The organism is Exiguobacterium sp. s166 (assembly GCF_018618855.1).
Lineage (GTDB): Bacteria > Bacillota > Bacilli > Exiguobacteriales > Exiguobacteriaceae > Exiguobacterium_A.
The window spans coordinates 798,651-811,585 of record NZ_JACSMU010000001.1 but is presented as its reverse complement, the minus strand read 5'-3'; the positions used below and the strand labels follow the sequence as shown (position 1 = coordinate 811,585).

Sequence of the window (12,935 nt, the reverse complement as noted above, 5' to 3'; positions counted from 1 at the left end):
AATCAAGATGCATCATTTCATCTGTATCGACAGCTTCAAAGGCTGCATCAGCTCGTCGGATGCAGCACATGCCATCGAACGGGGGATTTTACACGCCGATCCTGACGCGACGATTGATTGGAGCCCTGTCGCGGACGGTGGAGAAGGTACGATTGACGTGTTATCCGCCAACGGATTTGAGAAAATCGTTGCTCCGACAATCGATTTAGCCGGTCGGCCGATTGAAATGTCCTATGCTCAAAAAGACCGGATTGCCGTGATTGAGGTGGCGACAATCTGTGGGTTGCACTTGAAACGTCCGGAGGATGATGCGTTTTCAGTTCATACACGAGGAGTCGGGCGTCTCGTCCGGCAGATTTTGGCGACTGGTGTATCGGATGTCTTTCTTGCCTTGGGCGGTACGGCGACGACCGATGGCGGACTTGGTTTTTTGGCGGAACTGGGGGCTGACTTGCTGACACAAACCGGTGCGCCGATTCCATGGCAAACGAATCCGTTGATGGAAACGAAACAAATCCGTTTGCCGGCAAGGTCCGGTTCCTTACACGTATTGGCCGACGTTACGGCTTCGTATGCCGGCGAACAAGGAGCTGCTTACGTCTTCGGACCTCAAAAAGGACTGATCACATCCGACATCAATTTACTCGATGGCCGGTTAAAAGAGATTGGAAGCCAACTTCACATCGACCATATCAAAGGGGCAGGGGCTGCCGGAGGACTTGGTGGAGCGGCATATGCGCTCGGCGCTTCAATCGAATCCGGAGCATCGTTTGTCCTCCGGATGATTCATGCGCAGGGACGAATCGAACGAGCCGCTTATGTCTGGACAGGGGAAGGACGGGTCGATCGTCAAACCGCGATGGGAAAGCTTCCTTCACAAGTCAGCGCATTAGCTGATCGTGCGGATGTTCCTTGTATCGTCCTGGCAGGAGAAGTCACGGAACGATTGGAACAGGCGTGGATCTGCGAAGCAATTCATGATCTGGGTGAAGGGAAGACACTCGATCCATTCATCACGAAACAATGGTTGGCGCGACGGGCAGAACAAATCGTCCGGCGTTTAAACCTGAAATGACTTTTCTAATTTAGGGAAATGGTTGACTGGAAAAGGAATGAAGCGCTGGCGCTTAGGGTAAAAGAAACTATACTACTCTATCAATTGGAAGGCAGGTCACCACCATGATCAATCAGTCGATTCAACTGTCATTTCGACAAGTCCGGGCACTCGTCGAACATACATTATTGTTATTCAAGGAGCTCGATCAACAACTCGCCAATCGGGGGTACGAACCGATTTTACCGGATGTCGTCCAAACGGAACACGGCATCAGCATTCATCAGACGAAAGACAGCGCGGAGTCACTGGTTCCGCATTTTTTGACCCGGTCTTACACACGTCAAAATGAAAAAGTCTCGAATCATGCGCTGATTGTGTCCGTTCAATACACGCATCCGCTCCACGAACGGTTTGATCCGGTTGTCCTGGTCGGAGATGTCATGTTCAAAAATCCGAAACAGACGACAAAACTGTTGCTCGATAAACCATGGCTGTTGAAGTATGCCGCCTTCGAATCGACGGCTGCCGGATCGTTTGAAGCGACCGGCAAACGTTTCCGGACCCAGCCGATTGAAGAAATCGAATGGCTGGATGTGTGGGGACATCCGTTTACGGAAATGCGGGATGTCGAGGACGTAAAAGTATTGGCGGAAGAAATGATCAAAGGGCACTTAGAGCCGGGAACACCGTAAATTGTTTTGTATCAGCAAAAAGAAAACAGGGGGACGGATATTAAATCTGCTTCTCAGGAAACGATTCGAAGCAAACAAAAAGTGGTTCTTCTCAATTAAGAGAAAAACCACTACTTTGTCTTCAGTCTGAGGAGTCGGGTTAAAATAAGGCGCCTTTCTGACGATAGGCAAGAGGCTGACTTGAGAAGGAATCACTCATTCTTTCACGCCCTTTCCTCAGGCGAGACACAAGCCAGTTTCCCTGCCTCCTTCAGGCAGGAAACCGGGTCTTGTTTGTCTCTGACAGTGCAAGCCAGCTTGCGCTTTTTCCTGTAGGAGTCGCGTGAAGGCGAGTGATTCTTTTATTAGACTGACTTTTGATTCGGAGAACCTCTTGTCTGATGGACAGATGTGCTTCCTACGAAGCGATCTTAAACGGGAACGACGATCCGTTCGATGGCTGCGACAAGATCTGTCGGATTGGTTTTTGGTGCAAACCGTGTCACTTCCCCGTCGCGCGTCACTAAAAATTTCGTGAAGTTCCATTCGACATCCTGCTCACCTGTCGTGTTCGGGGCAAGTGCCTTCAGTTCTGCGAACAAGGGATGTGTTCCTTCCCCGTTGACTTCGATTTTTGAGAAAACAGGGAACGTCACGCCGTAGTTCATTTGGCAAAAGCTTTGAATTTCTTCATCCGTTCCCGGATCCTGTCCGGCAAACTGATTACACGGAAAACCGAGGACGACGAGCCCTTGTTTCCGGTAGTCCTGATGGAGTTGTTCGAGGCCTTCAAACTGTGGCGTCAAGCCGCATTTGCTGGCAGTGTTGACAATCAGCCAAGCCTGTCCCGGATAATCTTTTAACGTCGCTTCCGTACCGTCGATCCGTTGAAATGTCTGCTCCTGTAACATATCTGAATTCCCCCTTATGGTCTTAATCCCAGTGTAGCAAATGCCTCCGGCTTTCGCCTGAATGACGGTTATCAAGATGACAATCCCTTCACAATCCGGTGTCAGTCGCCCTGAATCGTGCCGATATTTGATAAAATACAAAAGACTTTGGAAGGAAAGGAGAGATGCCACATGAGAAAGATGTTGAAACAATCGCGTTTTGTCATGATCGCGACGCTTTGTCTCGTCTTGGTCGCAAGTGTTGTGACACTGCTGACCCTCGGATTCGAACGTGATATTGTGATTCTTGTTTCTGGAGTGGTCGCCCTGTGGGTGACGATGCTAGCTCCTTTGACGGTCCAGGCCAAACTGAATGAGCAATCATAACCGGTGTTGATTCAAAAAAACCGCAGTCCGATTTCCTGCTGAAGGAATGTTTCCATTCAGATGAAGGAATCGGTTTCTGCGGTTTTTTTTCTTCTATAGCATAGGCTAAAAAACACTATTTTTATAAAATAAGTCATCAAAAAGTCTGACTATATTTTTTTTAGAAATTCTATTTACAACGTCAAATAATCGGAGTAATATCCATCTCATCAACGAACACTAACATGTTAATGCTTCGATCTCAAAGTACGCCGAGTTCATGATTGAAGCGGGGGACCCAACCGTCACGACACGTGACACGGGGTGAATCTTCTCAGACAAGAGAAGTAGGGCAAAATCCTAGGTATGCCCGAATCCGACAGCTAACCTCGCAGGCGTTTTAGGAGGGAACGACTCTTATTCAGTGCTGCCATTTTTTAAGGCGATGCTGGGGCCGTTACTGCCTCACATCGTCTTTTTGTCGTGTTTAATTGTAAAAAAATTGAATAATATGGAGGTAATTTCAACATGGGGGATATCTGGAGCATTCTTTTATTCGTCTTCTTTTTCGGAAGCTCGTTTTTGATGATCGGTCTGATTGAACGGATTCAATGGCGGGCAGGTGACCGGAAATGACATGGTTTTTGTTGGCAGTCGGTTGTCTTGTCTTTTTGTATCTGAGCTATTGTCTGATGTATCCGGAAAAATTCTAATCGCATAGGAGAAACAAATCATGTGGACTCAATTTTTACTTCAATTTTGGATTTTACTGGTCATCGCACTCGGAGCAGCCGTTTTGCTTGGGCGGTACATCGGAACGGTCTTTGCACCTGTAGGTATTCGAAAGACTGACTGGATTGGTAAGCTGGAGCGGCGTTTGTTGTTGCTGCTCGGTGTCGATGAACGAAAACAAGACCAGTCGTGGGTCGGGTATTCGAAAAGTCTGTTACTCGTCAACTTGCTGTTTTTTGTCGGAGGATACCTGTTACTGCGTTTTCAAGGGAGTTTGCCGCTGAATCCGAATGGAGCCGTCAATCTAGATTGGTCGACTGCTCTGCATACGACGATCAGCTTCATGACGAATACCGATCAACAGCACTACTCTGGTGAAGCGTTATCGTATCTGTCCCAGACATTTGTCCTCGGTACGATGTTGTTCGTCGCACCGACGATGGCCTTCACGGTCTGTATCGCCGTTATTCGCGGATTGGCGAATCAGCCGCTCGGAAATTTTTATGCGGATTTCGTTCGTTTTATTCTCCGGATCTTAATTCCGGTGTCCTTCCTGTTTGGATTGTTGCTGATTTTACTCGGCGTTCCGCAGACGTTTGGCGGAGCGGTGACCGTGACGACACTCGAAGGCGCCAAACAGTTGATTTACCGCGGACCGGTCGCTGCGTTTGAAGTCATCAAACAGCTTGGGAACAACGGCGCCGGATTCTTCGGAGCAAACGGAGCGCATCCGTTTGAGAACCCGAACCAGTACGTTAACTTCATTCAGATGTTTTTGATGTTGCTGATTCCGATGTCACTTCCGGTCGCTTACGGAAAAATGATCGGTTCAGCGAAGCAGGGCCGTCTGTTCCTCGGCGTGATGACGCTCCTGTTTATCATGATGACGTTCGGCATGGCCGGCAGTCTCCTCGCAAATCCGACCGCACATGGTCAAGAGCTTCGCTTCGGACAGATTGGGACAGCATTATACAGCTCGATTACGACAGCGGCCGAAACCGGTGCGGTCAATGCGATGCATGATTCGCTTCATCCGCTTGCCGGACTGATTCAGCTGGGCAACATGATGCTGAACGTCGTTTACGGCGGAACAGGAGCCGGTTTCCTGAACGTGTTGTTGTATGCATTTGTCGCCGTCTTCCTGACCGGATTGCTGATCGGCCGGACACCGACCTTCCTCGGCAAGAAACTCGAGACGTTTGAAGTCAAGCTGATGGCGATTACCTTACTCGTTCCGCCGTTTCTGATTCTGGTCGGAACAGCAGTTTCAATGTACGTGGCACCGGGTGTCGGAGCGATTTCAAATCCCGGCTACCATGGTCTGTCACAAGTCTTGTATGAGTTCACTTCAGCTACCGCCAACAATGGTTCCGGTTTTGAAGGGCTCGGTGACGCGAATGTCTACTGGAATGTCGCGACGTCATTTACCTTATTCTTTGGTCGTTACATTCCGTTGATTCTGATGCTTGCGATTGCAGGATCACTGAAAGCAAAACCAGCCGTTCCGCAAGATGAATTTTCGTTTAAAACAGATACCCCACTATTCGGTACAGTTTTCCTCGGTACGGTCGTACTCGTCGGTGCATTGACATTCCTGCCAGTGCTTGTACTTGGACCTATCGCGGATTGGCTGACGATGTGAACAGGAGATAATGAAAGATGATGGAACCAATCAAAGATCAACCTACTGGGCAGGAACCGAACGTTCCGGAAAAAGCGTCAACATCAGCCGTTAATCCGTCAATTGCAAAACAAGCGACACTGGATGCCTTTAAAAAATTAAATCCGGCGCATATGGTCAAACAACCGATTATGTTCGTCGTCTGGATCGGTTGTCTGTTGGCAATCGGTTATACGATTTTCATCGACGAGATGCGTGGTTTTAACTTAGCCGTCAGCATCATCCTGTTCCTGACCGTTCTGTTCGCGAATTTCGCTGAATCAATCGCCGAAGGACGTGGGAAAGCCCAGGCAGATTCTTTAAAAGCCTCAAAAGCGGATGTCATGGCGCGCAAACGGGTCGGGCAGATGATCGAGAGTGTCTCCTCGGCGACACTGCGGAAGGGTGACATCGTTTTCGTCCGGACCGGTGAATATGTACCGGGGGACGGCGAAATCATTAAAGGTCTCGCTTCGATCGATGAGTCGGCGATCACCGGAGAATCAGCACCGGTCATCAAGGAAGCCGGGGGTGACTTCTCATCTGTCATCGGCGGCACGTTAGTCGTCAGTGACGAAATTGAAGTCCGGATTACGAGTAACCCGGGCGAATCGTTCCTCGACCAGATGATTGCGCTCGTCGAAGGAGCAAGCCGGCAAAAAACACCAAATGAGTTGGCACTTTCGACGTTACTAACAAGCTTGACACTGATCTTTTTACTCGTCGTCATGACACTGCCTGTCTTTACGAATTATTTAGGCTTTGATTTGTCCGGTCCGATTCTGATCGCCTTGCTGGTCTGTCTGATTCCGACGACGATCGGCGGATTGTTATCGGCGATCGGGATTGCCGGGATGGACCGCGTGACCCGCTTTAACGTCATTGCGATGAGCGGGAAAGCGGTCGAAGCAGCGGGAGACATTCAAACGATCATTCTTGATAAGACGGGTACGATTACGTTCGGGAACCGGATGGCGTCCGACATTTTGCCGGTCGGTGCTGCGACGACGGAAACTGTCTTTTCCGGTGCGACACTCTCGTCACTCGCAGATGAGACACCGGAAGGCCGTTCGGTTCTGGAACTGGCTGAACTGCGAAACATGCCGATTGAACAAAAACAGTTGGACGGGGCGGAAATCATTCCGTTTCGGGCGGAAACGCGGATGTCGGGTCTTGATTTAGCCGACGGCCGCCGGGTCCGAAAAGGAGCCGGACAAGCGATTCAACAGTGGGTCGCGGACCAAGGGGGAGAGATTCCTAGCAATCTGCAGGAAACAGTCGATCAGATTTCACGGCTCGGCGGGACACCACTCGTCGTCGCCATCGATACGGAAATCTTAGGTGTCATTTATCTGAAGGATACGGTTAAGCCCGGCATGCGAGAACGATTTGACCGCCTGCGGGAGATGGGGATCAAAACGGTCATGTGTACCGGCGACAATCCATTGACGGCAGCAACGATTGCCCACGAAGCCGGAGTCGACGATTTCGTCGCCGAATGTACGCCGGAAGATAAAATCCGTGTCATCAAACGTGAGCAGGACGCCGGACACCTGGTTGCGATGACAGGCGACGGAACAAACGATGCACCGGCGCTTGCCCAGGCCGATGTCGGTCTTGCGATGAACAGCGGAACGCAGGCGGCAAAAGAAGCAGCCAACATGATTGATCTCGACTCCAATCCGACGAAAATCATCGAAGTCGTTGAAATCGGGAAACAGTTGCTGATGACACGCGGCGCATTAACGACGTTCTCGATTGCCAATGATGTCGCAAAATACTTTGCGATCATTCCGGCAATCTTCATGGTCGCGATTCCGCAAATGGAACTGCTGAACATCATGCGTCTCGATTCCCCGACGACGGCCATCCTGTCGGCACTGATCTTTAACGCGATCATCATTCCGATGCTGATTCCACTGGCGATGAAAGGTGTCTCGTATAAACCGATGACAGCGGATCAACTGCTCGGCCGGAATTTACTCATCTACGGTGTTGGCGGCGTCATCGTCCCGTTCATCGGCATTAAAATCATTGATGTCTTGCTCGCAAGCATCCTATAAGGAGAACAGAATCATGAAACAGGCCATTCGTGTGACGGTCTTCGTCACTGCGTTGTGCGGGATTGTTTTTCCCGCTTTGCTGACCTTGTTCGGTCAATTACTTGTTCCGGACAAAGCAGCCGGTTCACTGGTGCAGGAAAACGGAAAATTCATCGGATCGGAATTGATTGCGCAACCTTTCACGTCAAAACAATATTTCCACGGACGTCCGTCAGCAGTCGATCAATTAGCGGGATCATCTGCTGGGGATAACCTGGCCGCTTCGAACCCGGAGCTTGGCAAGAAGATGGCGGAATTCGTGAAACAGAATCAAGTGGACGGCGCTTCGCTTCCGGACGATGCCCGCGTGACGTCCGGTTCTGGCTTCGATCCGCACATCTCGCTCGACTATGCGCGGGCACAGGTCAAACGGATTGCAACCGAACGAAATCTCTCGCGTGATGCGGTTCGGCGATTAATCGATCAGGAAGCAGGGAATAATCAATATGTGAACGTTTTGATGTTGAATCTGAAACTTGATCGGAGTCCATCATGACACGCGGAAAGCTGAAGCTGTATATCGGCTCGGCTCCCGGTGTCGGGAAGACGTATAAGATGCTGGCGGATGCCCATGCGTTGGTCCGGGAAGGCAAGGATGTCGTCATCGGTTTGATCGAGACGCACGACCGTCGGGATACGGCAGAGATGATTGGGCGGCTCGAACAGGTGCCATTACTTGAAGTCCACTATAAAGAGAAAGTGTTTCTTGAAGTGAACGTCGAAGCGATCATTGCCCGCAAACCGGACATCGTGTTAATAGACGAACTGGCACATACGAATGCGCCGGGATCGGTTCGAAAAAAACGGTATCAGGATGTCTCTGTCCTGCTTGAAGCGGGAATCAATGTCTATTCGGCTGTCAACATCCAGCATTTCGAAAGCCTGCTGTTTAAGGTGAAAGAAATGACAGGGGTCGAAGTCCGGGAGCGGATTCCGGATCCCTTCCTCGGGGAGGCGGATGAGATTCTACTCGTGGACGTGACGCCGCAAACCTTGCGTGAGCGACTGGAACACGGAAAAATCTATAAAAAAGAGAAGATTGAACAGAGCTTAAATTCTTTTTTCTCCTTGCAAAACTTAGCGAGCTTACGGGAGTTATCGCTCCGGCAGGTCGCAGATGAAGTCGACGATCAAGTGTACCAAGCACGTCTCTTGATCGAAAAAGATCCGACCTTATTACAGGAACGAATTTTAGTCTGTGTCCAGTTGAATGAAAATGCGCGAAAGTTGATCTATCGTGGATTTCGGATGGCGAGCCGGATGAAAGCCGATCTTTACATTTTGACGATTCTACCCAAACCGGAAAACCAGTTGACGGCATCGCAAAAAGAAGTACTGGCGATGTTACGCGAAAGTGGAGCCCTGTTTGACGCAGAAGTCTTAATTCGGATTCAAGGGGAACGTTCGATTGCGGAAACCATCACGGCAGCCGCAAAACATCATCGCATCACACAAATCGTGCTCGGTCAATCCGCACGGACCCGGTGGCAGGAAATCCGGCGCGGTTCGATCGTCAATCAAATCATGCGCCAAAACCGGGGCATTGATTTGCAAATCGTCGCTGATGATCAAGTCTGACAGGGTGTCTCTTCCGCGTAAATGCAGGAGACGTCTTCCGTCAGATGGTGGCGGTCAAAGCACACAAAAAAAATCCAGACCACGAATCGATGGATTCAAGGTCTGGATTTTTTTGTAGTTCTTAACGCGTAAAGACTGGAATATCAAAGACAGCCGTATAGCTATCCATCTGTTCATAGAGCTTGTAGATTTGGGTGGTTTGTTTGACCGCCCAGCCCATATCCGTCGCGTACTGGTGAACACCCGGACGCATCGGACTCCAACGCATTTTGTAGAGCGTGTTTTGATCGTAAGCATTGTGGATGTATGTCGTACTGATGAATTCCGCACCACCGACGATGGCGGCTTCCGGTGTGAACCATCCTTTGCTGTACGCATACGCAGCACCTGTATTGATGGCATCGTAGTCATACGCACCGATTCCGTACATGTTGTAGACTGTTCGTCCGTTCCAGATGACACCTGTCGCAAGTTTCGACGTCCCGTTCCCTGTCTCGAGTAAAGCATGTGAGATCAGGTACGCTTCGTTGACCGAATACTTCGCGCCGGCATCGATGAAAGCTTGACCGCAACTGCCTGTCGTACATTTACCGAAGATACCTTTTGTCGCGAGGATGTTGTTCAACGTCGCCGCTGAAGCACCTGTTGATTTGGATAAATCAAGGAACTGGTAATAGGCAGACGATTGACGATCAACTTTGAGCGGATCCGCCGCATTCCGGACATCGGCTTCGAGTGCGTTCAACCAGTAAATCGTTGAATACTTTGTCGTCGTTGTGTAGACGCGCGGATACGTCGTGTAGAAGCCGCTGACGTTTTGATAGACCTTGATCATCGTTTGCGGTTTGAACTGACCATAGACGTGACTGGCCGTCGTCGCACCGGAGCGGATGTTCAGTGGTGTCGTTGCCGTGACCGTGGCAATCGTTCCATTGACCGGATCGAGGGCACCGCCGAGGCGAACGTAGTCCGCACTGACGTACATCAGTTTTGAAGCATACAAATCGGTTTGTGGGGGAGGATTCAGTTTCATTTGGGCACTGATGAAGCTGTCAAACGTATACGGTGTTGCGACCGAATTATAGACGTTCAGCTTGGCTGATGTCATGACCATTGTCCCGTTATACGCATAAAGCGTCTTCCCTTCATAAGAAACTTCATACCAGCTGCCGATTTTTCCGGTGACCGGTAAAACCGTATTCACAGGAACGGAAGCGACGAGTTGATACGCATCCCCGACATAAGACCGGAGCGAAGTCGTGCCGGTTGCCCGGACAAACGATTTTTCGATCGGCTCATAAGCGATGGGTGAAGTCGGTTGACCAAGCTTGATATAACCTGTTTTTCCGTTGACCGTGACTTGATGCCACTGACCATTGGCAGATGTCGCCACAAGCGTTTTCGTCGTGTAGACATTACCTTTGTTTAAGTTGGCGATGGTTGTTGCCGTATCTTTCGCATCACTTTTGACAGCAACCGGGGCGTCGAGCAGGAAGCGGGCTTCCGCAATCGTCGTCGTCTCCGAAAACTCCGTCAAAGTAGACGCTGCTGCATAACCGCTCTTACCGGCATAGGTGATCTTCACCCAGTTGCCGATTCGTCCTGTCACCGTGATGACCGTTTTGTTTGGAATCGTCGTGACGGGAGCGTAAGATGGTCCGGCATAAGACCGGAGCGGTGTTGCCGCTGACGTTTTGTATTTTGTTGCCGGTAGGGCCTCGTAGGCAATCGATGTTCCTTGGTTGACGCGGACGTAACCGGTTTTTCCATCGATCGTCATCCGGTGCCACTGTTCCGCACGACCGTTCGTGATGACTTGTGTCGTATAGTAGACGTCATTTACCGAGAGTGTCGTCAACGTATCGGCTGTCGAGTGGTGCGATTTCTTTACGTCGACTGACTTCGATAAGACGAATCGTGAAGCCGGCAGTGTTTTTTTCGTAATCAATTCAGTCATCGTATCCGCAACAACATAACCGGTTTTCCCGTTAGCCGATACTTTATACCAATCTTGAATTTTTCCGATGACCTGAACGTTCGTACCTGTCGCGATGGTTGCGACAGTCGCATATGAATTTCCTGCATATGTACGCAGTACAGTCGTTTCTGTCGCTTTCATTGCCATGTTCTCTGAACTGTAATCGACAGGTGTCCCTTGATCGACCGGGATGTATCCTGTCTGACCGTCTTTTATGACACGATGCCATTTAGACGAACCATTCGTGACGAGTTGATTCGTTTGATAGATATCTTTTGCCTTGAACATCGTGACGGTCGCAGCGTTGGCTTTCGGTGCTGCTTTCATCGCGACATCCGTTTCAAGTTGGATATCGGTCGCCGGAATCGGTTGTGTCGTCACATAATCCGTAAAGGTCGTACCGGCTGCGTAACCTGATTTTCCGTCATAAGAGACTTTATACCAGTTGCCGATCTGTCCTTGGATTTTGACGACGGTCCCGTTTGGAATCGTTTTAATGACACCGTACGAAGGACCGGCATACGAGTGCAAGGCCGTTGCTGTCGTTGTCTTTAGAGAAAGATCATGGACCGTATAATACTTGATCGTTTTTCCCTGATTGACTTTGACATAACCGGTTTTGCCGTCTTTTGAGACTTTATGCCATTGCTCGCCAAGCGGATTTGTCACAAGTTGCGTCGTGTAGTAGACGTTTCCTGTTTGCAGGCTGGCAAGTGTCGCAGCGGAAGAAACCGGTGTAGCTTTGATTTCAACCGAATTCGACAACAGGAAGCGTGACGAGGCTAACTTGACCTTCGTCGTGTACTCTTTCAAAGCAGCAGTCAAAACGTAACCCGTTTTCCCGTCATACGTGACACGATGGTAGAGACCCGAAACTGCAGTCGATTTAACGATTGCTCCTTTTGGAAGCGTGACGAGCGGTCGTTTTGTTCCGTCCGTCGTGTCGTACAGGACAAGAGCCGATTTCGTTTGGAACGCCGTTTCCGGAATCGTCGTCACTTCTTGTTTAGAAGAGCCGGCGAACGCACCTTTATGCATATAACCTGACTTACCTGCATAAGTGACGTTGTACCAGTCACCGATTCGTCCGGTCGTTTGCAGGGAAGTCCCTGTTGGAACGACAATCTGCCGCGGATAGGCTGTACCGGCATATTGACGGAGGATGTAACCGTCTGTCGTTTTTAAAGCAGTCTTCGACATTTTCATGTAGGCAATCGGTGTCGCGTTTAAGGCACGGGCATAAACCGTCTTGCCGTCATATTTGACACGATAAAAGATTTCGCCAACCGAATTCGTGATTTTTTGTGAACTGTAGTACGCATCCTGTTCATTTAAAGTAGCGATGACAGGAGCTGTCGCCGACGCTGATGTATAAAGGGGCGTCTTTTTCGAAACGAGGAACCGTTGTCCTTTAATCGTTTCTTTCTGATCAAATGCTGTTAGATATTTTGACGCGACATATCCCGTTTTTCCGCCGTATGCTACTCTTCTGAAATAGCCAGAAGACGACTCATACGTGGATGAAACGATAGTTCCGGTCTTGATCGTCAACAAGCGTTTCCGTGAAGATGTCGTCTTGTCATACAGATAAGTATCGGCAGACAGACGGTAGGTCGTTGCTTTGGTCGTCGCAGCTTCGAGTGAAGGGCTGTAAGAAACAAATATGCCGAGGACCAGGATAAAGCTGACCAGCATCTTCAAGGGTTTCGTGAATAGTGTCGTGTTCAAAGATCGTATCCTCCTAGTTAGAATTCGTCCGAAGACGTTTCGGGCTCTAGGATGTCAATTCTAAGATGTGAAATTAATTTGCCTATACTTACTATCGACAATAAAACATTTATCTACAGTATATTTAGAATTTTTTTGAAAAAAGGGGTTTAGTTTTTTAAAAAACCCTTCTG

Annotated in this window: 10 protein-coding genes and 1 riboswitch; of the genes, 8 read left to right on the top strand and 2 right to left on the bottom strand. The window is 49.6% G+C overall.

What is annotated here, in order from left to right; all coding sequences use genetic code 11:
* Positions 1-7: 7 nt before the first annotated feature.
* On the top strand, positions 8-1,075 hold the full coding sequence (locus KNP93_RS04010) for a glycerate kinase family protein (protein ID WP_214853302.1): 1,068 nt from the start codon (positions 8-10) through the stop codon (positions 1,073-1,075).
* A gap of 104 nt (positions 1,076-1,179) precedes the next feature.
* Positions 1,180-1,749: a hypothetical protein gene (locus KNP93_RS04005; protein ID WP_214853290.1), complete on the top strand. Its 570-nt coding sequence runs from the start codon at positions 1,180-1,182 to the stop codon at positions 1,747-1,749.
* A gap of 410 nt (positions 1,750-2,159) precedes the next feature.
* Here KNP93_RS04005 and KNP93_RS04000 read toward each other — a convergent pair whose 3' ends face one another.
* Positions 2,160-2,639 (bottom strand): glutathione peroxidase, encoded by a 480-nt coding sequence (locus KNP93_RS04000; protein ID WP_026827448.1) that lies wholly within the window; start codon positions 2,637-2,639, stop codon positions 2,160-2,162.
* Between the two features lie 171 nt (positions 2,640-2,810).
* Here KNP93_RS04000 and KNP93_RS03995 point away from each other — a divergent pair, with 171 nt between their 5' ends.
* The 6 genes from KNP93_RS03995 (at position 2,811) to KNP93_RS03970 (ending at position 9,056) form a co-directional block, all read left to right on the top strand.
* Positions 2,811-3,005 (top strand): hypothetical protein, encoded by a 195-nt coding sequence (locus tag KNP93_RS03995; protein ID WP_012371418.1) that lies wholly within the window; start codon positions 2,811-2,813, stop codon positions 3,003-3,005.
* Between the two features lie 239 nt (positions 3,006-3,244).
* Positions 3,245-3,397: riboswitch (cyclic di-AMP (ydaO/yuaA leader) on the top strand.
* Positions 3,398-3,616: 219 nt separating this feature from the next.
* A complete protein-coding gene (locus KNP93_RS15845) occupies positions 3,617-3,697 on the top strand; it encodes a potassium-transporting ATPase subunit F (protein WP_214853474.1) in 81 nt (26 codons plus the stop codon).
* Between the two features lie 20 nt (positions 3,698-3,717).
* Positions 3,718-5,358: a potassium-transporting ATPase subunit KdpA gene (kdpA, locus tag KNP93_RS03985; RefSeq protein ID WP_214853287.1), complete on the top strand. Its 1,641-nt coding sequence runs from the start codon at positions 3,718-3,720 to the stop codon at positions 5,356-5,358.
* A 17-nt stretch (positions 5,359-5,375) separates the two neighbouring features.
* Positions 5,376-7,439, top strand: coding sequence for a potassium-transporting ATPase subunit KdpB (kdpB, locus tag KNP93_RS03980; RefSeq protein WP_214853285.1), 2,064 nt, complete (start codon positions 5,376-5,378; stop codon positions 7,437-7,439).
* Positions 7,440-7,452: 13 nt separating this feature from the next.
* Positions 7,453-7,974, top strand: coding sequence for a potassium-transporting ATPase subunit C (locus tag KNP93_RS03975; RefSeq protein WP_214853283.1), 522 nt, complete (start codon positions 7,453-7,455; stop codon positions 7,972-7,974).
* Positions 7,971-9,056: a universal stress protein gene (locus KNP93_RS03970; RefSeq protein ID WP_214853281.1), complete on the top strand. Its 1,086-nt coding sequence runs from the start codon at positions 7,971-7,973 to the stop codon at positions 9,054-9,056. The genes KNP93_RS03975 and KNP93_RS03970 overlap by 4 nt, the downstream gene beginning before the upstream one ends.
* Positions 9,057-9,177: 121 nt before the next feature.
* On the opposite strand, the gene KNP93_RS03965 is transcribed toward KNP93_RS03970, so the two are convergent.
* On the bottom strand, positions 9,178-12,762 hold the full coding sequence (locus KNP93_RS03965) for an SH3 domain-containing protein (protein ID WP_214853279.1): 3,585 nt from the start codon (positions 12,760-12,762) through the stop codon (positions 9,178-9,180).
* Positions 12,763-12,935: the final 173 nt, after the last annotated feature.